Origin of the sequence: Paenarthrobacter sp. NPDC018779 (assembly GCF_044391085.1) — a bacterium.
Lineage (GTDB): Bacteria > Actinomycetota > Actinomycetes > Actinomycetales > Micrococcaceae > Arthrobacter.
The window spans coordinates 434014-455279 of record NZ_JBIRZS010000002.1 but is presented as its reverse complement, the minus strand read 5'-3'; the positions used below and the strand labels follow the sequence as shown (position 1 = coordinate 455279).

Annotated in this window: 17 protein-coding genes and 3 tRNA genes; 12 read left to right on the top strand and 8 right to left on the bottom strand. The window is 63.9% G+C overall.

Annotated features, from left to right (window positions below):
* Positions 1-40 precede the first annotated feature (40 nt).
* The 4 genes from ilvC to ilvD form a co-directional block, all read right to left on the bottom strand.
* The gene (ilvC, locus tag ACH488_RS04435; RefSeq protein ID WP_397322507.1) at positions 41-1066 is read right to left on the bottom strand and encodes a ketol-acid reductoisomerase; all 1026 of its coding nucleotides are present in this window, start codon (positions 1064-1066) and stop codon (positions 41-43) included.
* A gap of 63 nt (positions 1067-1129) precedes the next feature.
* The gene (gene ilvN, locus ACH488_RS04430) at positions 1130-1642 is read right to left on the bottom strand and encodes an acetolactate synthase small subunit (RefSeq protein ID WP_021470923.1); all 513 of its coding nucleotides are present in this window, start codon (positions 1640-1642) and stop codon (positions 1130-1132) included.
* Between the two features lie 2 nt (positions 1643-1644).
* Positions 1645-3546 carry an acetolactate synthase large subunit gene (locus tag ACH488_RS04425; protein ID WP_397322506.1) on the bottom strand — a complete coding sequence of 634 codons (1902 nt, stop codon included), beginning with the start codon at positions 3544-3546 and terminating at the stop codon, positions 1645-1647.
* A gap of 284 nt (positions 3547-3830) precedes the next feature.
* The gene (ilvD, locus tag ACH488_RS04420) at positions 3831-5549 is read right to left on the bottom strand and encodes a dihydroxy-acid dehydratase (RefSeq protein ID WP_397322504.1); all 1719 of its coding nucleotides are present in this window, start codon (positions 5547-5549) and stop codon (positions 3831-3833) included.
* A 185-nt stretch (positions 5550-5734) separates the two neighbouring features.
* Between ilvD and ACH488_RS04415 the strand changes: the two genes are divergently transcribed.
* The 4 genes from ACH488_RS04415 to ACH488_RS04400 all read left to right on the top strand — a co-directional run bounded on the left by ACH488_RS04415 (position 5735) and on the right by ACH488_RS04400 (position 8431).
* A complete protein-coding gene (locus ACH488_RS04415) occupies positions 5735-6739 on the top strand; it encodes a hypothetical protein (protein WP_397322503.1) in 1005 nt (334 codons plus the stop codon).
* A 37-nt stretch (positions 6740-6776) separates the two neighbouring features.
* Positions 6777-7970: a PQQ-dependent sugar dehydrogenase gene (locus ACH488_RS04410; protein ID WP_397322501.1), complete on the top strand. Its 1194-nt coding sequence runs from the start codon at positions 6777-6779 to the stop codon at positions 7968-7970.
* Positions 7971-8087: 117 nt separating this feature from the next.
* Positions 8088-8163: transfer RNA gene (locus ACH488_RS04405), tRNA-Lys, on the top strand.
* A 192-nt stretch (positions 8164-8355) separates the two neighbouring features.
* A tRNA-Lys gene (locus tag ACH488_RS04400) sits at positions 8356-8431 on the top strand.
* 84 nt (positions 8432-8515) lie between these two features.
* Here ACH488_RS04400 and ACH488_RS04395 read toward each other — a convergent pair.
* The gene (locus ACH488_RS04395; protein WP_397322500.1) at positions 8516-8968 is read right to left on the bottom strand and encodes a MarR family winged helix-turn-helix transcriptional regulator; all 453 of its coding nucleotides are present in this window, start codon (positions 8966-8968) and stop codon (positions 8516-8518) included.
* Positions 8969-9053: 85 nt separating this feature from the next.
* On the opposite strand from ACH488_RS04395, the gene bcp reads away from it, so the two are divergent.
* The 7 genes from bcp to ACH488_RS04360 all read left to right on the top strand — a co-directional run bounded on the left by bcp (position 9054) and on the right by ACH488_RS04360 (position 18139).
* A complete protein-coding gene (bcp, locus tag ACH488_RS04390) occupies positions 9054-9527 on the top strand; it encodes a thioredoxin-dependent thiol peroxidase (RefSeq protein WP_397322499.1) in 474 nt (157 codons plus the stop codon).
* A gap of 60 nt (positions 9528-9587) precedes the next feature.
* Positions 9588-9669 (top strand) — tRNA-Leu (locus ACH488_RS04385).
* Positions 9670-9865: 196 nt separating this feature from the next.
* A complete protein-coding gene (locus ACH488_RS04380) occupies positions 9866-11533 on the top strand; it encodes an ABC transporter substrate-binding protein (RefSeq protein WP_397322497.1) in 1668 nt (555 codons plus the stop codon).
* 79 nt (positions 11534-11612) lie between these two features.
* Positions 11613-13118 (top strand): malate:quinone oxidoreductase, encoded by a 1506-nt coding sequence (locus ACH488_RS04375; protein ID WP_397322495.1) that lies wholly within the window; start codon positions 11613-11615, stop codon positions 13116-13118.
* A 64-nt stretch (positions 13119-13182) separates the two neighbouring features.
* The gene (locus ACH488_RS04370; protein ID WP_397322493.1) at positions 13183-16380 is read left to right on the top strand and encodes an efflux RND transporter permease subunit; all 3198 of its coding nucleotides are present in this window, start codon (positions 13183-13185) and stop codon (positions 16378-16380) included.
* Positions 16381-16529: 149 nt separating this feature from the next.
* Positions 16530-17654, top strand: coding sequence for an LLM class flavin-dependent oxidoreductase (locus ACH488_RS04365; protein ID WP_397322492.1), 1125 nt, complete (start codon positions 16530-16532; stop codon positions 17652-17654).
* Positions 17654-18139 carry a MarR family winged helix-turn-helix transcriptional regulator gene (locus ACH488_RS04360; protein WP_397322491.1) on the top strand — a complete coding sequence of 162 codons (486 nt, stop codon included), beginning with the start codon at positions 17654-17656 and terminating at the stop codon, positions 18137-18139. The genes ACH488_RS04365 and ACH488_RS04360 overlap by 1 nt, the downstream gene beginning before the upstream one ends.
* On the opposite strand, the gene ACH488_RS04355 is transcribed toward ACH488_RS04360, so the two are convergent.
* Both ACH488_RS04355 and ACH488_RS04350 read right to left on the bottom strand, forming a co-directional pair.
* Complete coding sequence (locus ACH488_RS04355) at positions 18140-18946, bottom strand: transglutaminase family protein (RefSeq protein ID WP_397322489.1); 807 nt, start codon at positions 18944-18946, stop codon at positions 18140-18142.
* Positions 18947-19011: 65 nt separating this feature from the next.
* Positions 19012-19863, bottom strand: a complete 852-nt coding sequence (locus ACH488_RS04350; RefSeq protein ID WP_397322488.1) for a hypothetical protein — start codon at positions 19861-19863, stop codon at positions 19012-19014.
* A 55-nt stretch (positions 19864-19918) separates the two neighbouring features.
* Here ACH488_RS04350 and ACH488_RS04345 point away from each other — a divergent pair, with 55 nt between their 5' ends.
* Positions 19919-20599: a DUF1684 domain-containing protein gene (locus ACH488_RS04345; protein WP_397322487.1), complete on the top strand. Its 681-nt coding sequence runs from the start codon at positions 19919-19921 to the stop codon at positions 20597-20599.
* Here the strand turns inward: ACH488_RS04345 and ACH488_RS04340 are convergent.
* Positions 20596-21243 (bottom strand): hypothetical protein, encoded by a 648-nt coding sequence (locus ACH488_RS04340; RefSeq protein WP_397322486.1) that lies wholly within the window; start codon positions 21241-21243, stop codon positions 20596-20598. The two genes, ACH488_RS04345 and ACH488_RS04340, sit on opposite strands and share 4 nt — an antisense overlap.
* Positions 21244-21266: the final 23 nt, after the last annotated feature.

The following is a 21266-nucleotide window of genomic DNA, read 5'->3' as shown; positions in this document are numbered from 1 at the left end:
CCCGGCGTGTAAAAGCCGGACGGGCATTGCGGGGGAAGAATCAGCGTGCAGCCGAGCCTTCGACGTAGTCCTCGTCCTGCTGCTGCCAGGAGAAGAGCGAACGGAGCTCGCGGCCAACTTCCTCGATCGGGTGCTGCTCTGCCTTGGCACGCAGTGCCTTGAACTCGACGGCGCCGTTGTCCTGGTCGTCGATGAAGCGCTTGGCGAAGGCACCGGACTGGATGTCAGCCAGGACAGCCTTCATGTTTTCCTTCACCTCGGGGGTGATGACGCGCGGGCCGGAAACGTAGTCACCGTACTCGGCGGTGTCGGAGACGCTCCAGCGCTGCTTGGCGATGCCGCCCTCCCACATGAGGTCCACGATGAGCTTGAGCTCGTGGAGTACCTCGAAGTAGGCGATCTGCGGCTGGTAGCCGGCGTCGGTGAGGGTTTCGAAGCCGTACTGGATGAGCTGGGAAACCCCACCGCAAAGGACGGACTGCTCGCCGAAGAGGTCCGTTTCGGTCTCTTCGGTGAAGGTGGTCTTGATGACGCCGGCGCGGGTGCCGCCGATGGCCTTGGCGTAGGACTTGGCGAGGTCCCAGGCGGAACCGGAAGCGTCCTGCTCCACGGCGATGATGTCCGGGATGCCACGGCCGGCTTCGAATTCGCGGCGGACCGTGTGGCCCGGTGCCTTCGGAGCGATCAGGATGACGTCAACGCCGGCCGGAGCCTCGATGTAGCCGAAGCGGATGTTGAAGCCGTGGGCGAAGGCGAGTGCCTTGCCTTCGGTCAGCTTGTCCTTGATGGAGTCGTTGAAGATCGAACGCTGGTGCTGGTCCGGCGCCAGGATCATGATGACGTCGGCCCATTCGGCGGCGTCGGCGACGTTCTTGACGGTGAAGCCTGCGTCCTGTGCCTTGGCGGTCGACTTCGAGCCGTCCTTGAGCGCGATGACAACCTCGACGCCGGAATCGCGCAGGTTCAGCGCGTGGGCGTGGCCCTGGGAGCCGTAGCCGACAATGGCAACCTTGCGACCCTGGATGATCGACAGGTCTGCGTCGTCGTCGTAGAACATTTCAGTCACTTGCGTAACTCCTCTTGAGTGGATTTCTCGATATTGATGTGGTGCTGCGGTACGGGGCACTGCTCACGCGGAGCGGAGCGCCCTGTCACTCATGGAGCGGGATCCCCGTCCAACGGCCAAGGTGCCGGACTGCACAATTTCACGGATGCCGAACGGCTCCAGCACTGAAAGCAGTGCTGCGAGCTTCTCCGGGGTACCGGTTGCCTCAATCACCAACGAGTCTGTGGACACGTCGACAACAGCGGCGCGGAACAGGTCTGCAGCCTGGGTAACCTGCAGACGTGTCGCGGCATCCGCACGTACCTTGACCAGGATGTGGTCGCGTTGTACGGAAGATTCGGAAGTCAGTTCAACAATCTTGATCACGTTGACCAACTTGTTGAGCTGCTTGGTGACCTGCTCGATCAGGTCGCCGTCGGCGTCGACGACAACCGTCATGCGGGACATGCCGGGTACCTCGGTGGGTCCCACAGCCAGGGAGTTGATGTTGAATGCACGCCGGGCGAAGAGGCTGGCCACGCGGGTCAAAACGCCGGGCTTGTCTTCTACCAGAACGGACAGTGTGTGGCGGGTCATGCCTAGTCCTCCTCTTCCCATTCCGGGGTCATGTTGCGGGCAACCTGGATCTGGTCATTGCTGACCCCGGCGGGCACCATGGGCCACACCATCGAGTTGGGGCTCACCACGAAGTCGATGACCACGGGGCGGTCATTGATTTCCAGGGCCTTCTGGATGGTGGCGTCGATGTCCTCGTCACGCTCGCATCGAAGTGCGGCGCAACCGTAGGCGTCTGCCAGCTTGACGAAGTCCGGGATGCGGATGGTGTCGTGGCCGGTGTTCAGATCCGTGTTGGAGTAGCGGCCTTCGTAGAACAGGGTCTGCCATTGGCGGACCATGCCCAGCGAAGAGTTGTTGATGATGGCAACCTTGATGGGAATGTTGTTGATGGCGCAAGTGGCCAATTCCTGGTTGGTCATCTGGAAGCAGCCGTCGCCGTCGATGGCCCAGACCACGCGGTCCGGCTCGCCCACCTTGGCACCCATGGCTGCCGGAACGGAGTATCCCATGGTTCCTGCGCCGCCGGAGTTCAGCCAGGCATGCGGGCGTTCGTAGTTGATGAACTGGGCTGCCCACATCTGGTGCTGGCCCACGCCGGCGACGTAGATGCCTTCGGGGCCGGTGAGTTCGCCGATGCGCTTGAGCACGCGCTGGGGTGCGCTCAGGCCGTCTTCGGGCTCGGTCCAACCCAAGGGGTAGGTTTCGCGCAGGTTGTTCAGGAAAGCCCACCACGAGTCCAGGTCCGGGGTGCCGCTCTGCTCGAACTGGGCCTTCACGGCCTCGGTCAGTTCCGGAATGATTTCCTTGACCGAGCCCACGATCGGCACATCCGCCGTGCGGTTCTTGGAGATCTCGGCGGGGTCGATGTCAGCGTGGATCACCTTGGCGAAGGGAGCGAACGTCTTCAGCACGCCCGTTACGCGGTCATCGAAGCGTGCCCCCAGGGTAATGAGGAGGTCTGCCTGCTGCAGCGCAGTGACGGCGGAAACGGAACCGTGCATGCCGGGCATGCCCACGTGCTGCGGGTGCGAGTCCGGGAACGCGCCGCGGGCCATCAAGGTGGTGACCACGGGGGCACCGGTGGCCAGCGCCAGCTCCATGAGTTCGGCCGAGGCATGGCCCTTGACCACACCGCCGCCCACGTAGAGGACGGGCTTGCTGGAGGCAGCAATCAGCTTGGCCGCTTCGCGCACCTGCTTGTTGTGGCCGCGTACAACGGGGCGGTAGCCGGGCAGGTCGATCTTCGGCGGCCAGGAGAAGGTCATCTGGCCAACCTGGGCGTCCTTGGCGATGTCCACCAGCACCGGACCGGGACGGCCCGTTGAGGCGAGGTGGAATGCCTCAGCCATGACGTGCGGGATGTCGTTGGGGTCCGTCACCAGGAACGAATGCTTGGTGATGGGCATGGTGATGCCCACGATGTCGGCTTCCTGGAAGGCATCGGTGCCAATGACACCACTGGCCACCTGGCCGGTGATGGCCACCATCGGCACGGAGTCCATGTGGGCATCCATGATGGCGGTGACGAGGTTGGTGGCACCGGGGCCCGAGGTGGCGATGCAAACACCAACCCGTCCGGTAACCATGGCGTAGCCTTGCGCGGCGTGGCCGGCTCCCTGTTCGTGACGGACCAGGATGTGATTCATCCTGGAGGCCATCAAGGGGTCGTAGGTGGGCAGGATCGCGCCACCGGGCAAACCGAAAATATCGTCCACGCCGAGTTCTTCGAGCGAACGGACAATTGCTTGCGAGCCGGTCATCACCGTTGGGGGTACAACGTTGTTCGGCCCAAGTACAGGAGAGAGAGGTGCAGCAGCGTCGACGACGGTGTCAGCCGTACGGTCGACCTTTTCCGGAGCTTTGGGGGCTCCAGCGGACTTTGCAGCCATCAGCGAGGGGCTGATCGGCGATCCTTTGCTCATCGGACTCTTCCTTAGTGGATCTTTGATGGGTCTTTGGGAATAAAAAAACCCCTCAGCCTTCCGGCTCTTCGAGGGGTTTGCGCGTGACAGTTCGTTACCAGTCGGGCTAAGCCACGCGCTTGGTAAGGACGACGACGCCGACGGTAACGAATGAGATCATGCGTTCAGTGTTCCCTCTAAGTGAGATACGTGTCAATCGAGCACCATCGTATCCCACTATTTGGACAACGGCGTCCAAGTGCCGGACTCCGCCGCGGCTGGAGGGGCGGAGTCCGGGCTGGCCGCTAGCCGCAGTAGGCGCCCGTGGAGGCGCTGTGCACGAGCTTGGCGTACTTGGCCAGCACGCCCTTGGTGAACTTCGCGGGCAGCGGCTCCCAGCCCACCTTGCGGGCCTCGAGCTCGGCCTCGTCCACAAGGAGGTCGAAGGACCTGGCGGCGATGTCCACGCGGATGCGGTCGCCGTCCTTCACGAAGGCGATGGGACCGCCGTCCACCGCTTCCGGCGCGACGTGGCCGATGCACAAGCCGGTTGTACCACCGGAGAAGCGGCCGTCGGTGAGGAGCAGGACATCCTTGCCCAGGCCTGCACCCTTGATGGCCCCGGTGATCGCGAGCATTTCGCGCATACCGGGCCCACCCTTGGGTCCTTCGTAGCGGATCACCACCACGTCACCCTTGTGGATCTCCCCGTTGTCCAAAGCATCCAGGGCGCCTTGCTCACGTTCGAAGACGCGGGCAGTCCCCTCGAAGACATCCGCATCGAAGCCTGCGGTCTTCACCACGGCACCCTCTGGAGCCATGGACCCGTGGAGGATGGTGATGCCGCCGGTCTTGTGGATGGGGTTGTCCAGGGCGCGGATGATCTTGCCGTCGAGGTCCGGCGGATTGATGGACGCAAGGTTCTCCGCGAGGGTCTTGCCCGTCACGGTGAGGCAGTCGCCGTGCAGCAGTCCGGCGTCGAGCAGTGCCTTCATGATGACCGGCACGCCGCCGATCCTGTCCACATCGGTCATGACGTACCGGCCGAAGGGCTTGAGGTCGCCCAGGTGCGGGATCTTGTCGCCGATCCTGTTGAAATCGGCCAGGGTCAACTCCACGTTGGCTTCCCGGGCGATGGCCAGCAGGTGAAGGACGGCGTTGGTGGAGCCACCGAAGGCCATGGTCACGGCGATGGCATTCTCGAAGGCTTCCTTGGTCATGATGTCGCGCGCGGTGATGCCACGGCGGAGCAGGTTGACCACGGCCTCGCCGGACTTGCGCGCGAACTCATCACGACGACGGTCTGCCGAAGGAGGCGCCGCGGACCCGGGGAGTGACATGCCGAGGGCCTCCCCGATGCACGCCATGGTGTTGGCCGTATACATGCCGCCACACGCCCCCTCGCCGGGACAGATGGCTTTCTCGATGCGGGTGAGGTCCTCGCGGCTCATCTTTCCCGCTGCGCAGGCTCCCACGGCTTCGAAGGCATCAATAAGAGTGACTTCCTTCTCGGAACCGTCCTCCAGCTTGACCCAGCCGGGCATGATCGAACCTGCATAAAGGAAGACGCTGGCAAGGTCCAGGCGGGCCGCAGCCATCAGCATGCCCGGCAGCGACTTGTCACACCCTGCAAGAAGCACCGAACCGTCAATCCGTTCGGCCTGCATAACGGTTTCCACGGAATCCGCAATGACTTCGCGGGACACAAGGGAAAAGTGCATGCCCTCGTGTCCCATGGAAATACCGTCCGAGACGGAGATGGTGCCGAATTGCATGGGGAACCCGCCACCGGCGTGGACGCCTTCCTTGGCGCCCTGGGCAAGCCGGTTCAGGGAGAGGTTGCAAGGGGTGATTTCGTTCCAGGAACTGGCGACGCCGATTTGGGGCTTTTCGAAATCGTCGTCGCCCATGCCCACGGCGCGGAACATTCCGCGTGCGGGAGCGGCGTGAATGCCGTCAGTAACAACCCGGCTGCGGGGCTTGATGTCCGGCGCGGTATCTGCAATCTGGCTGGTCTCACTCATGCCCCAAAGTCTATGTGTCCATGCCCTTCCGGGAACCGGCCCAGGCTGGGAAAAACGCAAAAAGAGGAATATTTCCGCTGATCCCCCGGCCGCTCGAAGTGCTGGACAGTCAATAGGCAGCCACGTAACGTCGGAATCACGACTCACTGGAACGCTGCAAACCCCGGAAGCAGAAGGGCATCACCATGGATTGGTTGATTTGGGTCATTGTTATTGTGCTGGTTGTCGCCATTGTTTGGTGGCTCACGAGCCGGAACAACGCAAGGAATTCGGCACCTGCCGCCAACGATTCCCGGCCCGGAACCCCGGGGCAGCCCGGAACAACCCCGCCGGCCGCGATGGAACCCAGCAATGTCTCCTCCATCCCTGACACCGCAGCCGCGGTCTCCGGCGTCGCAGGCATTGCGGGCGTCACCAATCTTGGGAAGGCTGCAGCCGAAGGCAGTGGACCCACCGAACCCGTCGCGGAGGAAGAGCCGGATTCGGTGGCCGCAGCAGCTCCCGGGACGGAGACAGATGCCGTCCCAGCCGGGCCTTCCGGAGCTGCCACGGTCGATTCCACGCCGGAAACCGATCAGACCGTGCCAAACGAACCGGTAGTGGAAACGCCGGTGCTCGACGAGCCTGTAGTGGACGAACCGGTAGTGGACACCCATGCCACGGTGGAAACTGCGGATGCCGGAGACGTCGACGACTGGCAGTCAGGACCTACCGCGGACGACGTGGCACGCGCCGATGATGCGACGGGCAAGGACGCAGCCGGAAAAGACACTGCGAGCCAGGACACAGCGGGCAAGGACGCAGCCGACAGGGATGCAGCAGACAAGGCCGAATGGGAGTCCTCCTGGACCGACGCGGCCGGGACGCCGGTCCACCACCACGAATACACCGATCCCCACTCCCCCACGCTTCCCGGGGCGGAAACGGCTGCAGCGGAAGAGTCCGACCAACCGGCCTCGTCCGGTTCAGGACACCTTGCCGCAGACCACCCCTACGGGGCTGGCTCGGCGGGCGCGGCCGCGGATGGAACCGGCCCGGAGGGCTATCCCGTCAAGGGCGATGCCACCACCATGACGTACCACGACGAAGACGCCGCCACCTACGCCGAGGCTCCCGCCGATGTCTGGTTCGAATCGGCCGCCCACGCCGAAGCCGCCGGGTTCCGAGCGCCGCGGCGCAACCGGCACTAGGCGGACGGCGGACCATGAACCGTGCCCGGCACCTGAGATGAACCGGACCACGGCGACGCCGGCGCAACACTTTTCCCGGAGGGTGCGTGCGCTGGCTTTGGCCTGCTCCCTGATGCCGGCCCTGGCCGCCTGCACGGGCAGTCCATCGTCTCCCGGAACTGCCGCGACACCCGGCGGTACGGAGCAACAAGGCGGTACGGAGCAACAAGGCGGTACGGCGTCGACGGGCAGTGGAACGGCGGACTCCTCGTCGTCGGCGGCTACGCCTGCCAGCCTGCAGCTGAAGGAAAGGCTCGACGTCGGGCTGCAGCTTCCGTGGTCCGTGGTGTTCCTCCCGGACGGTGCAGCCGTCATATCCGAACGCGATTCGACCCTCCTCAAGGAAATCCACGATGGCCGGGCCACAACCATCGGCGAGGTCCCCGGCGTCGAACCCGGCGGAGAAGGCGGTTTGCTGGGACTTGCCGTGTCCCCGGAATTCGCCTCCGACCGGTGGCTGTACGCCTACTTCACTTCGGGAACGGACAACCGCATCGCCCGGATGAAACTGGCCCGCGATGCCGGCGGCCGCCTCACGCTCGGCGAACCGGACGTTGTGTTTTCCGGGATCCCCAAAGCCTCAACGCACAACGGCGGCCGTATCCGGTTCGGCCCTGACGGATTCCTCTACGTTGGTACGGGCGATTCGCAGCGCCGTGAGCAGCCGCAGGACACCCGGGCCCTGGGCGGCAAGATCCTGCGGCTGACCCCCGAGGGCAGGCCGGCTCCGGGCAACCCCTTCGGCGACAATCCCGTCTACAGCTACGGGCACCGGAACGTCCAAGGGCTCGCGTGGGATGCTGACGGGCGGCTCTGGGCCAGCGAGTTCGGGCCTGACGTGGACGACGAGTTGAACCTGATCACCCCGGGCGGCAACTACGGCTGGCCCACCGTGACGGGAGCACCGGCCCGAAGCGGCTTCCTGGACGCCAAGGTGGTGTGGCCGTCGACGGCGGAGGCGTCACCGAGTGGCCTGGAAATCATCGACGGTGTGGCCTACACCGGTGCGCTTCGGGGACAGCGTCTATGGGCCGTCCCGCTCAGCGGTGAGACCGCAGGCACTCCTGTGGCTTTCTTCACAGCGGAATATGGACGGCTCAGGGATGTGGCAAAGGCCCCCGACGGCTCACTTTGGGTACTGAGCAACAACAGAAACCCTGATTTCGTGCTGGTTTTGGAGCCTAGGCCCTGACCAGCAACGCCACCCCACGGCCGATTTCACAGTTCCGCGGAAGTCGTGTAGAGTTACTTGTCGTTGCGGAGATCGCCGAGGAACTAAAAGCCCCGAGGTTGATCGAAATCAACAGTTGCACCTCTAGCTCAACTGGCAGAGCAATTGACTCTTAATCAATGGGTTCCGGGTTCGAGTCCCGGGGGGTGCACCACAAAGAAAGCCCCGAAGCTACTTTTGCTTCGGGGCTTTTTTGCTGTCCCTTAGGGCCGACAATTGCCGCTTTGTGCGGTCCATCACTCTTTGCACAGAGTGGTCATCACCGCCCAAAAAGTGGTGTAGAGTTGTCTGTCGTTGCGGAGGTCAATGAGGAAAACAATTCCTCGGAGAAACCGAAACAGCAGTTGCACCTCTAGCTCAACTGGCAGAGCAATTGACTCTTAATCAATGGGTTCCGGGTTCGAGTCCCGGGGGGTGCACCAGTAAAGAAAAAGGCTTCGACCGTCATGGACGGTCGAAGCCTTTTCTTTATGCCCAAAGCGTTCCTGGCCGAATCCAGGAACCGCCTAGAGGTTGATGTCGTCAGTAGGTTCTTCCTTGATGGGGGCTCCGATGAGTCCGCGCACGACGATCCGGAGTTCGTCACGCAGCCGGCCAGTGTCCACGGCCACCGGGGCCAGCACATCCTGCTCCAGCTTTACGGCTTCCGAGAGCGCTTCCCTTCCGGCCTCGGTCAACGTGACCACGTGGCTGCGGCGGTCCGAGTCGCTGCGGTGCCGGGTTACATGCCCGTGAAGTTCGAGGCGGGCCAGGGTGGTGCCCATGGTCTGGGCCTTGACACGCGCTACTTCTGCCAGTGCGGCCTGGGTGATGGGGCCTTTGACCGCAAGTACTTGCATGGCAATAACGCCTGCATGGGTCAGGCCAATCGCTTTTAATTTTTCGTTCCACGAGATTTCCACGAGCCGCGCAGCGGTCGAAAGCAGTCGCGTCGTGGGCCATCTCTCCATATCAGGCATGCCGCCAGTATATGCGGCGGGCACCCGCTGCCGTGGCTTCCGCACACTAAACTGGGGAATCGCGAACGTTATCTAGGAGCAAATTTTGGCGGAACGACTCATTCCCGGGGACCCGGCCCCGGACTTCACACTGACTGGCAAAGACGGCAGCAAGATCAGCCTCTCGGACTTTCGAGGCAAGAAAACAATCGTCTACTTCTATCCGGCAGCCTCCACACCCGGATGTACCAAACAGGCATGCGACTTCCGGGACTCGCTGGCATCGCTGAAAGGTGCCGGCTACGAGGTCCTCGGGATCTCGCCCGATTCCCCTGCGGCCCTGGCCAAGTTCGCCACGGAAGAAGAACTGACCTTCCCACTGCTCTCCGACGAGGACCACGCAGTCGCCGACGCGTACGCAGCCTGGGGAGAGAAGAAGAACTACGGCAAGACCTACATGGGGCTGATCCGTTCGACGATCGTGGTTGATCCCGACGGGAAGGTGGAATTGGCCCAGTACAACGTCCGGGCCACCGGTCACGTGGCCAAGCTGAGGCGCGATCTCAAGCTCGATAAGTAACGGGTAGACTGGAGCCCGATATAAGGCCGTGACCCTCCATGGGGTGGTCATGGCCACCCAGCGCGAGTGGTGAAATTGGCAGACACGCAGGATTTAGGTTCCTGTGCCTTCGGGCGTGGGGGTTCAAGTCCCCCCTTGCGCACAGTGGTTGCATCCACGGATTCCTCAAGCACCCCCGGTCCTGACCGGGGGTGTTTTTCCTCAAGAAGATGGGGAGCCGCCTCCGGCCTGCCCGCAACCAGGGCCATGGACCGGGGGCTCACAGGACGTTCAATTACACTGGAATGCGGCCTGGCCGAAGCCGGCCGCGCACTTCCAACCGGCTTGAGGGGACAAGAGTGGCAAGCAGCAAGATACGGCGTCTGGGCATGCAATGCGGTGCCGTCATCATGGCTTTGGGCCTGGCTGCCTGCACCGGAACCCCCGGCCCTTCGCCGTCGTCGTCCACCGGCACCTCCGCGCCGGCAGAACCGACCGCCACCTTCAACTTTGGAACGGCTTCCATGCCCTTGGGCCTGGATCCCGCCGTGACCTCCGATTCCGAGGCCTACAGAGTGACGCGGCAGGTCCTCGAAGGCCTGGTCGGAGTAGACGGCTCCACCGGCCAGACCACGCCGCTGCTTGCCACGGAATGGAAGGACAGCAACAACGGCCTGAGCTATGACTTCACTCTTCGCGAAAAGGTCACCTTCCACGACGGCACGCCCTTCGACGCAGCGGCAGTCTGCGCCAACTTCAACCGCTGGTTCACCTTCCCGGCAGACCTCCGCAAGCAGGCCCCGGGTATTTCCTTCCAGAGTGTATTCAAGGCCTACTCAGATGCGCCCGATTTCTCGATCTTCAAGGACTGCAAGGTGGTCTCGCCCACCGATGTGCAGATCAACCTGACGCGGCCCTTCACGGGATTCCTGCAGGCACTCACCCTCCCGGCCTTCGCGATCTCCTCCCCCAAGGCATTGGAGGCCCAGAAGGCCAACGTCCTGGACACGGCGCGCAATGGGCAGGCCATATCCGCGTACGCCACCCACCCCGTGGGAACCGGGCCGTTCATGTTCAGCGCGTGGGACGAGCAGAAGCTCACCCTCACCACCAACCAGGCCTACTGGGGGAACAGGGGCCAGATCGCCACCATCAACTTCATCCCCTATGACCGCGCAGAGACGCGGCAGCAGGCATTGCTGGATGGCAGGATCGATGCCTACGACCTCGTGACCTCCGGAACCTTCGATCAACTGGTGAAGAAAGGCGTCCAGATTGTCCAGCGGGATCCCTTCTCCGTGATGTACCTGGGCATCAACCAGGCCGTAGCCCCACTGGACAAGCTCGAGGTCCGCCAAGCGATCGAAATGTCCATCGACAAGGAAACGCTGATCCGCCGTTTCTTCATCGACAACACGGCCCAGGCTTCACAGTTCGTACCGCCCAAGCTCAGTGGCTTCAACAACAACGCTCCTTCGTTGGGCTACAACCCGGACAAGGCGAAGGAGCTGCTGAAGAAGGCCGGCTACAACGGCGAGGAACTCAAGTTCTACTACCCCCTCAACGCCACGCGGGCCTACCTTCCGACGCCGGAAAAGATCTACGCGGAGATCAGCCGCCAGCTCGTCGCCGTGGGAATCAACGTCAAGCCGGTCCCCATTAACTGGGAGGACGGCTACCTGCAAAAGGTTCAATCCCCCGGCGACCACGCGCTGCATTTGCTGGGCTGGAACGGCTCGTACGCGGATGCGGACAACTTCCTGGGGCCGCTGTTCGGCGAAGCCCGCCCGGAGTTCGGCTACTCGGATGCGGACGTCTTCCACAAGATCGAACGTGCCCGGGCGCTCCCCAACGGTGATGGACGCAACACCGAGTACCAGTCCATCAACGCCGAGATCGCGGCCTCCGTTCCGGCGGTCCCCATCGCCTTCCCGATCTCCGCCCTGGCCCTCTCCAACAAGGTGGAAAGCTACCCCGCTTCGCCGGTCTTGAACGAAGTTTTCACAAACGTCCGCTTAAAGCCTTGACGATTCCCGGCAATTTCAGTATTGGGTGCGCCCGGGGATATTCTGTGACAGCCAGTGCCGCCGCTATCGGAGATTGATTGTGACCTTCATTTCCAAGACTCAACATGCCGACGTCGTCCTTATTGGCGGCGGAATCATGAGTGCCACCCTGGGTGCGTTCATCAAGCAGCTTGAACCCACCTGGACCATCTCCCTGTTCGAACGCCTCGACGAAGCCGGGCTGGAAAGCTCCGGCCCCTGGAACAACGCCGGCACCGGGCATGCCGCGCTGTGTGAGCTCAACTACTCCCCCGCAGCCAAGGACGGCTCGGTGGATCCTTCCAAGGCCATCCACATCAACGAACAGTTCCAGCTCTCCCGCCAGTTCTGGTCCCATTTGGTGGACAGCAACGTGATCGGCTCCCCCAAAGGCTTCATCAACACCGTTCCGCACATGAGCTTCGTCATTGGCGACGACCACGCGAACTTCCTCAAGACCCGCTACGAGGCCCTCAAGCCCAACACCTTGTTCCGGAGCATGGAATACACCGAGGACCAGGCACAGATCGCCAAGTGGGCTCCCTTGATCGTCAAGGGCCGCGACCGCAAGCAGCGTGTCGCCGCTACGCGCGCAGCCGAGGGAACCGACGTCGACTTTGGTGCCCTGACCCGCGAACTGACCAGCTACCTGCGCAGCAGCGGTGCGGAGGTCAACTACGGCCATGACGTCACCAACATCAACCGTGCCGCAGGCGGCGGCTGGGACCTGTCCCTCAAGCACGCAAAGTCCGGCGAGCACGGCAGGATCCATGCCAAGTTCGTCTTCGTCGGGGCCGGCGGCGGCGCCCTCCACTTGCTGCAGGCCTCCGGCATTCCGGAGAGCAAGGGCTACGGCGGCTTCCCTGTATCCGGACAGTTCTTCCGTTGCACCGATGAGGCCATCACATCCCAGCACAGCGCCAAGGTCTATGGCCAGGCTTCCGTGGGTGCTCCGCCCATGTCCGTACCCCACCTGGACACCCGGTTCGTGGACGGCAAGCGTTCGCTCCTCTTCGGCCCGTACGCAGGCTTCTCCACCAACTTCCTGAAGACCTCCAGCTACCTGGACCTTCCGTTGTCCATCCGCCCTGGAAACATCATTCCCATGCTGGCAGTGGCCAAGGACAACATGGACCTCACGGCCTACCTGATCAAGGAAGTGGCCAAGCGCCACGAAGCCAAGGTGGAATCCCTGCGCGAGTACTACCCCGAGGCCGCCGGCGGCGACTGGGAACTCATCACCGCAGGACAGCGCGTACAGATCATCAAGAAGCACCCGCAAAAGGGTGGCATCCTGCAGTTCGGCACTGAGGTCATCGCTTCCCGCGATGGTTCGATCGGCGCCCTGCTGGGCGCCTCCCCGGGAGCCTCCACTGCCGTGCCGATCATGATCGAACTGCTGCAGAAGTCCTTCCCGAAGAACTTCAAGGGCTGGCAGTCCAAGCTGAAGGACATGATGCCGGGCTACGGCGTCAAGCTCAACGAGAACCCGGAGCTTGCCGCGGAACTCGAAGCCAGCACTGCGCGTTCCCTGCAATTGGACACCGCACCCGCGCTCCAGAGCTAGTATCCAGGGGCTGCGGCCGGTTCCCGTCAGCCGAACACTTCCGTAGACCTCAGGAGACAATGCAATGTTCCGCCTGGCCACGCTGTCCCTGGGAAACCGGGCCCTGATCGCGCTGATCACCGTCTTCGCGGCGGTGTTCGGCGTGATCACCATGGGTTCGCTGAAGCAGGAACTCATCCCGTCCATTGAGTTCCCCCAGATCACCGTGGTCACGTCCATGCCGGGCGCTTCCCCCGAAGTGGTGGACAAGCAACTCAGCCAGCCCCTCGAAACGGCCCTGAACAGCGTGGAGGGACTCGAGTCCACCACCTCCACCTCGCGCAATGGCGTTTCGCAGATCACCATGGTGTTCACCTATGGGTCCAACCTGGACAGGGCCCGGAACCAGATCGACCGGGCAATCTCCAACGCCAAGCGGGTGCTGCCTGCCGACGTCGAACCCCAGTCCATTGCCGGGAACATCAGCGATTTCCCCATCGTGTTCCTGGCGGTGTCCTCGGACAAGCCGTTGAGCGAACTGAACGCCGACCTCCAGCGCCTGAGCGTCCCCCGTTTGCAAAAGATCGACGGCGTCCGGGGCGCCGATGTGACGGGCGGCGCGAGCCAACACATCCTGATCCAGCCCCGCCCCGCGGACCTGGCAAGCTCCGGGACCTCCGTCCAGTCCATCAGTGCTGCCTTGAAGAACAACGGCGCCTTGGTTCCGGTGGGCACCATCGAGGACCAGGGCAAAACACTTTCCCTGCAGCTAGGCAGCCCGGTCGATTCGCTGGACGTCATCAAGGGCCTTCCGCTGACAGGAGCCAAGGGCGCAGCCACCATTGGAGCCGTGGCCGATGTGAGCATCGAGGACGACGCCGCCACCTCCATTACGCGCACCAACGGCAAGCCCACGCTCGCGTTGTCCGTGACCAAGAAGCCCGAGGGCGACACCGTCGCCATCTCGCATGCCGTCCGTGATGCCATCGCCCCGATGCAGGACGAACTCGGCAACAATGCGGTCTTCACCCCGGTCTTCGACCAAGCGCCGTTCATCGAAAAGTCCATCAAGGACCTCACCACCGAGGGTCTCCTGGGCCTGGGCTTCGCCGTGGCCGTGATCCTGGTGTTCCTGATGTCGGTCCGGTCCACCCTGGTCACTGCCGTGTCCATCCCGTTGTCCTTGCTGATCACGTTCATCGGTATCTCGGCCACGGGCTACTCGTTGAACATCCTGACACTGGGCGCGCTGACCATTGCGATCGGCCGCGTGGTTGACGACTCGATCGTGGTCATTGAAAACATCAAGCGGCACTTGAGCTACGGCGAACCCAAGCTGACGGCGATCGTCACCTCCATCCGGGAAGTCGCCGGGGCCATCACCGCTTCCACGCTCACCACGGTGGCCGTGTTCCTGCCCATTGCGTTCGTGGGCGACCTGGCGGGCGAACTGTTCCGGCCGTTCGCCTTGACGGTGACCATCGCCCTGCTGTCCTCACTGCTCGTTTCGCTGACGATCGTTCCCGTGCTGGCCTACTGGTTCCTGGCTGCGCCGGCCCGGGAAGCCGCTGAGCCAACCGTCAACACTGCCGAGCAGGCCAGGGAAGCCGAGCAGCGGACCCGGCTCCAGCGTGGGTACCTGCCCATTCTTGCCAAAACGCAGAAACACCCGGTCATCACCCTCACCGTCGCCGTCCTGATCCTCGTAGCCACCGCTGCGGCGTCTCCCCTGCTGGCCACGGACCTGCTGGGCCGGTCCGGAGAGAACAGCATGACGGTGCGCCAGGTCCTCCCGGCCGGTACCAGCCTTGAGGCGACCAGCCTGGAAGCCGGCAAAGTGGAGGACATCCTGCGGGGCACGGAGGGCATCAAGGACGTCCAGGTGACCTCCGGCAACGCCCAAACAGGCTTTGCTGCCCTGACATCCACCGGCGCTTCGAATTCGACCTTCACCATCGTCACCGACGAGAAAGCCAACCAGAAGAAGCTCCAGGACGATGTCCGGGCCAAGCTGGCCGATGCCGCGGGCAAGATCACCGTTGGCTCCCAGCAGGGTGGCTTCGGCACCTCCTCCACGGTGGACATCACCATCAAGGCGGCAAATTCCGCCGATCTTCAGACAGCCAGCGACGCGATGGTGAAAGCCATGGACGGGGTGCCGGGGAGCACGGAAGTTTCCACCAACCTCGCAGCCAGCCAACCCGTGGTCCAGGTCCGGGTGGACCGGGCCAAAACCGTGGCCGCAGGACTCACCGAGGAACAGGTAGGAGCCTTCCTCGCCTCGACGGTCAGTCCCATTCCGGCGGGAACAGTCCGGATCAGCACCAACGATTTCCCCGTCCAGATCGGCCAGGGCACCCGCTTCACGAGCATTGCAGCGGTCAAGGCGGTCCAGTTGCCCACGGCGCGGGGTCCGATCGCCCTGGAGTCCATTGCCGCCGTCGAGCAGGTGGACACTCCAGTGTCCATCACCAGCAGCAACGGCCAGCGCACCGCGAAGGTGACCGTGACGCCGTCGGGCTCCAACCTGGGCAGCGTCAGCGCCGCGGTGCAGGAGCGGCTGGCCTCCGTACAGTTGCCGGCTGGCGTCACTGCGGCCATCGGCGGAGCCACGACGCAGCAGGCCGAGTCGTTCCGGCAGCTGGGCCTGGCCCTCCTGGCGGCGATCGCGATTGTCTACGTCATCATGGTGGCCGCCTTCAAGTCGCTCATCCAGCCGCTGATCCTGCTGGTCTCGGTGCCCTTCGCCGCAACAGGGGCCGTGGGGCTCCTGCTGTTGACGGGTGTTCCGCTGGGCCTCCCCTCGCTGATCGGCATGCTGATGCTGGTGGGCATCGTGGTAACCAACGCCATTGTGCTGATCGACCTCATCAACCAATACCGCAAGCCGTACGACGGAAGGCCGGGAATGAGCGTCGCGGACGCCATCACCCACGGTGCCCGGCAGCGCTTGCGTCCCATCCTCATGACGGCTCTGGCAACGGTGTTTGCCCTGACTCCCATGGCCCTGGGCCTGACGGGTGGCGGGGGCTTCATTTCGCAGCCGCTGGCCATTGTGGTGATCGGTGGCCTGGTCTCGTCCACGGCGCTGACGCTGGTCCTGGTGCCGGTCCTCTACAAACTGGTGGAAGGCCGCCGGGAGAAGAAGGAGCTCCAGAAGGCCCTGCACCAGAAGCCTGAACCGGCCAAGGGCAACGGCGGAGACGGCGACTTCGGCGACTGGACCACGGGAGCCGTACCGCGGGTCACCGGCAGGCGGGCTGCCCACAACCCCGCGGAATAGCCTCATTCTCCAAGCAAGCAACAGCCGAACAGGGCCGGGAACATTTCCCGGCCCTGTCCTGTTACAGGCAGGGATAGATGCAAATGCATCTAGTTTCAGGTACACTGTTGAGCAGGGCCCGGGACTACGGGCAGGGAGAAAGGCACATCATGCAGATCGGCGTTTTCAGCGTCAGCGACATCACCACCGACCCCACCACGGGCCGCACGCCCACGGAGAACGAGCGCATCAAGGCCTCCGTGGCCGTCGCCAAGAAGGTCGAAGAAATCGGCATGGATGTCTACGCAATCGGCGAGCACCACAACCGGCCGTTCTTCTCCTCCTCCCCCACCACCACGCTGGCCTACATCGCAGCACAGACCGAGCGCATTACGCTCTCCACGGCAACCACGCTGATCACCACCAATGATCCGGTGAAGATCGCCGAGGACTTCGCCATGCTGCAGCACCTGTCCGATGGCAGGGTGGACCTGGTGCTTGGCCGCGGCAACACCGCCCCGGTGTACCCCTGGTTCGGCAAGAACATCCAGGACGGGATCGAACTCGCGATCGAGAACTACAGCCTCCTCCGCAAGCTGTGGGACGAGGACACGGTCAACTGGTCCGGCAAGTTCCGCACGCCGCTGCAGAACTTCACGTCCACCCCGCGTCCGCTCGACGGCGTGGCCCCCTTCGTGTGGCACGGTTCCATCCGCACTCCGCAGATCGCCGAAGTGGCCGCCTACTACGGCGACGGTTTCTTCGCCAACAACATCTTCTGGCCCAAGGAGCACTACCAGCAGCTGATTGGCCTCTACCGTGAGCGCTACGAGCACTACGGCCACGGCAAGGCAGACCAGGCGATTGTCGGCCTGGGCGGCCAGTTCTTCATGAGGAAGAACTCGCAGGACGCCGTGAAGGAATTCCGCCCGTACTTCGACAACGCACCGGTCTACGGCCACGGTCCGTCACTGGAGGACTTCACCTCGCAGACGCCCCTGACCGTGGGCAGCCCGCAGGAAGTGATCGAGAAGACCCTCACGTTCCGGGAATTCTTCGGTGACTACCAGCGGCAGCTGTTCCTGATCGACCACGCCGGCCTCCCGCTGAAGACGGTCCTGGAGCAACTGGACCTCTTTGGCGAGGAAGTCCTTCCGGTCCTCCGCAAGGAATACGAGTCCCGGAAACCCGCCCACGTGCCGGATGCCCCGACGCACGCTTCGCGTGTAGCGGCCGCTCTGGAGGCCAGCGTCAGCGAAGCGGCGCAGGCCGGGGCTGCGGGACAGGATTCCTGATGTCCGGTCCAACAGGCACTGCCTCTTCGGCCGTCCGCCTCGCCGCCGAAACCTGGGAGTCGCTGTTCCGGTCCCAGGTGGCGGTGATGCGCAAGCTGCAATCGGGTCCCGCCTTCAAGGCGCTGCCCGTCAAGGAGTACGACGTCCTGTTTACGCTCTCGCGCTGCCCTTCGGGGCAGCTGCGCCAGAACGAAATCAACGACAAAGTCCTCCTGAGCCAATCCAGTTTGAGCCGGCTGATCGACCGCTTGGAGAAGCGCGGCCTGGTTGAGCGGACAGCAGCGCCCGACGACGGCCGGGGAGTCCTGCTCTCCCTCACCGAGGCGGGCAGGGAGTTGCAAAAGAGCATCGGCCGCGAGCACGTGCGGGACATTGCACACTTGGTGGCCCCGGCCTTGACTGCCGAGGAACAGCGGGAGCTGCTGCGCCTGACGGAGAAGCTGCGGGCGTCCGTGGCCGGCCATCCTGCGGCAGGCGGGAAGTAGTCAGCCCAAGGCGACTGGCTGCCCGGGGTCTTCCCCGGGCAGCTCGCCGTTAACCTCTGCACTGACCTTCAGTGTCTTGAGGGAGAGGCTGCCGCCCACGGTGGACAGGAAGGCCGTATCCGAAGAGTCCCTCCCGGCTGTGATCCGGAGCATTGCTTCGCGGGGCGCCAGCCCGGTGGGGTCGATGACATGCCAGCCACCGTCGATGTAGGCCTCTGCAACGGCGTGGAAGTCCATGGGACTCAGCCCCGGCGCGTAGACGGCCGCCAGGCGCGCAGGCACGTCCTTGGACCGCAGGAGGGCGATGGCCAGGTGCGCGAAGTCGCGGCACACGCCACGGCGGTGCAGGAGCGTCTCTACCGCACCATCCGTGCCACGGGACGAGCCACTGACGTAGCGCAGCTCCCCGTGGACCCAGTTGCGCACGGCTGAAAGGAGTTCGCTGCCGTGCAGGCCGCCAAACTCGGCATAGGAGGTAGGAAGCAGCCTGTCCGACTCCGCGTACCGGCTGGGACGGACGTAGCGGATCAGTTCCATCGGCCCGGAGACATCAGGTTCTCCCCTGCCCACCACGGTGGCCTGGTAGTCCACGGTGACTTCGCTCGGCTCCGCGAACTCCATGTACTGGAAGCGCCCGCCGTGATGGTCCGCGAGCTCGGCGAACGGGACGTCATTGCCATCGCTGGTGATGGAGAGCGTTTCGCTCAGGGATTCGTAGCCGGGGTTGCGGGCCACGGCAATGGCCATGGCAACCTTGGTGTTCGCGACGGTCTTGAAAACGAGCTTGGCAGCTACGTTGCGTTCCATTGATCTCCGGGATGGTTGCGGCGGGGCACCCCATGCCGCCGTGCGTGTATCGGCCAACAGCAGGACTACAGATTGACCTTCAGAGACAGTAGCATCCGCTGGACGTTCGCGAATTCGGCACCATGTGCCACGTACTTTGCGGCCAGGTCCAAGGTGTCGAAGGACTTGGCGGGCGCCACCTTCTCATCCACGGCGAACGCGTGCAGCGCGGTGACGTCCCCAAAAGCAATATCCCCCTTGCCTGCAGGACCCTGCACGCGGTTACGAAGCTCGCAGGACTGGCCATCCGCGCCGGCCACCACATTGGTGATGCCAAAAGATCCGAAGAATTTGTACCCCTGGATGACCCTGAACACCACGCGGGGTTCGATCGTGCCGGAACCGCCGGAATGCGGCACGTCGAGGGGAACGCTGCTGATCACCACATAAGGCCTGGCCTGGCCAACGGCGCACTCAGCGGGAGCAGCAGCGGGCAAACCTGTTTGCAGCGTTGCCACGTACTTCCCGGCAGCATCCTTCACCTCCACCTTCAGGGCTCCCGGAAGGGAACCCACATCCGGAGCCACGGATTGGACGATCCATTCCTGGGGCACCTCGAAGCTGACGCTCTTCGCCGGATCGGTGTAGGTCTTCCAGGACAGTGCCGTGGGTACGGCCTCCGGCGACGCGGAACTCCCGGGAGCAGCGGAAGGCGGGCTGCCTCCGGAAGGAGGTGCCGGCGTCGTGCTTTCGCCCGATGGCGACGCGGGCGCGGTTCCGGACTCCGAACTGTTGGGCCGCGCCGTGGCGGTGTCCGAAACCTGGGGACCCTTGTTTTGGGCAGTGCAGGCTGTGGCGCCGGCCAGAAGGACCACGACGGCGGCAGCCAGGGCGGCGATCCGGCCCGGGACGGTGATGGGTTTTGTCATGCCCTCCATGGGGAAAGCCTATCCGGGGCAGGTCCCGCGACACGCACAGGACTAGGCTGTGGACATGGCTCCCGAAAGTACCGACGAATTTTCCGGGTTCGACGACGACATCCCCACCATGTCCGCAGCGGACATCGCCGACTGGCGCCTGCGGACGTTCGCGCTCTACCACCATGTCCGGCAGTTGGCGGCGCAGGATCCCTTCGACGCCCACAACTACTGGCGGCAGGAGCGGGACCGCATGTTCGCCACCCACCCGGCCTCGGCGCTGACGGAGCACGTCAAAGCCTCCTTCTCCGGGCTGCGCACCGCCGACTACGATCCCGCCTACCGTTTGTACGTCCCGTTGACGCCGGAGGGCGAAGGTCAGGAAATGAACGTGTCCACGGGGACGGACGGTGTTGTTCCCTTTGTGCGTATAGGTACCTTCGAGCTTCCGGGCATCGGTTCCCTGGCCGCTTGGCGCCTGCGCAGCTACGGCGGCGGGATCTTCGTTCCCTTCCGGGACGCCACCGCAGGGAAGGACGGTGGGAGCTACGGGGCAGGGCGGTACCTCTTGGACACCATCAAGGGAGCCTTCCATGGAGTCCGCCGCAGCGGCGAGGAACAGGAGTTCGTTTTGGACTTCAACTTTGCCTACAACCCCTCGTGCGCCTACAACGAAGCTTGGGCGTGTCCACTCGCAGGACCGGCCAACCGGCTCGCCGCTGAGATTCCTGTCGGGGAGCTTTACGTACCTGCTTAGTGCTCGTGTAGCGGGCCGGGTGCCGGCGGGGGCGGCGGTGGACCGGGAGGTCCCCCCTGCCCAGGCGGTGGCGGTGGCGGGCCGGGCGCCGGTGGTGGCGGCGGGCCGTCGACCGGTGGCGGCGGTACGGCACGCGGCACGTGCTTGCGCAGATGCGGCGGCGGAAGCGGATGGCGCAGGGGTGGCGGAGCAGGGTGGCCGTGCGGCTTTACGGGCAGGCCATCGGCCGGTTCCGAGCCGTCCACATCGCCTTCCGGTGTGGCGGAAAGTTCACCGTCCGCGCCTGACGTCCCAGACGGTGGCGCCGTGAGATCGCGGCCCGATCCAGCCAGGTCAAAGTACTCGTAGAGTTCCTTCTCCTGGCCTTCGGTAATGACTCCTCGGTCGTTGTCGATCCTGGGGCCCTTTTCCACGCGTTCCTTGGCCACGGCCAGCTTGATGGTGGAGTCCTCCACCTCGGCTCCCACGAGCGGCGCGAACGATTCGGAGAGTCCAAAGAACCCCGTCCGTACCGTGACGAACGCCGGTTCGCCCGACTCGCCGCCCAGGAAGATCTGTTCCACCGAACCGATCTTCACCCCGGCAGAATCCACCACCGTCCCGCCGTTGGCCACAATGTTGTCCAGGTCCTCAAGACTGAGCATGGTTCATTGTGCCCCACCGAAGA

Excerpts from the sequence above, each read along its gene's own strand:
- ilvN (WP_021470923.1), bottom strand. The coding sequence starts at position 1,642 with ATGACCCGCCACACACTGTCCGTTCTGGTAGAAGACAAGCCCGGCGTT.
- ACH488_RS04425 (WP_397322506.1), bottom strand. The coding sequence starts at position 3,546 with ATGAGCAAAGGATCGCCGATCAGCCCCTCGCTGATGGCTGCAAAGTCC.
- ilvD (WP_397322504.1), bottom strand. The coding sequence starts at position 5,549 with ATGAGTGAGACCAGCCAGATTGCAGATACCGCGCCGGACATCAAGCCC.
- ACH488_RS04415 (WP_397322503.1), top strand. The coding sequence starts at position 5,735 with ATGGATTGGTTGATTTGGGTCATTGTTATTGTGCTGGTTGTCGCCATT.
- ACH488_RS04410 (WP_397322501.1), top strand. The coding sequence starts at position 6,777 with ATGAACCGGACCACGGCGACGCCGGCGCAACACTTTTCCCGGAGGGTG.
- ACH488_RS04395 (WP_397322500.1), bottom strand. The coding sequence starts at position 8,968 with ATGCCTGATATGGAGAGATGGCCCACGACGCGACTGCTTTCGACCGCT.
- ACH488_RS04370 (WP_397322493.1), top strand. The coding sequence starts at position 13,183 with ATGTTCCGCCTGGCCACGCTGTCCCTGGGAAACCGGGCCCTGATCGCG.
- ACH488_RS04365 (WP_397322492.1), top strand. The coding sequence starts at position 16,530 with ATGCAGATCGGCGTTTTCAGCGTCAGCGACATCACCACCGACCCCACC.
- ACH488_RS04360 (WP_397322491.1), top strand. The coding sequence starts at position 17,654 with ATGTCCGGTCCAACAGGCACTGCCTCTTCGGCCGTCCGCCTCGCCGCC.
- ACH488_RS04355 (WP_397322489.1), bottom strand. The coding sequence starts at position 18,946 with ATGGAACGCAACGTAGCTGCCAAGCTCGTTTTCAAGACCGTCGCGAAC.
- ACH488_RS04350 (WP_397322488.1), bottom strand. The coding sequence starts at position 19,863 with ATGGAGGGCATGACAAAACCCATCACCGTCCCGGGCCGGATCGCCGCC.
- ACH488_RS04345 (WP_397322487.1), top strand. The coding sequence starts at position 19,919 with ATGGCTCCCGAAAGTACCGACGAATTTTCCGGGTTCGACGACGACATC.
- ACH488_RS04340 (WP_397322486.1), bottom strand. The coding sequence starts at position 21,243 with ATGCTCAGTCTTGAGGACCTGGACAACATTGTGGCCAACGGCGGGACG.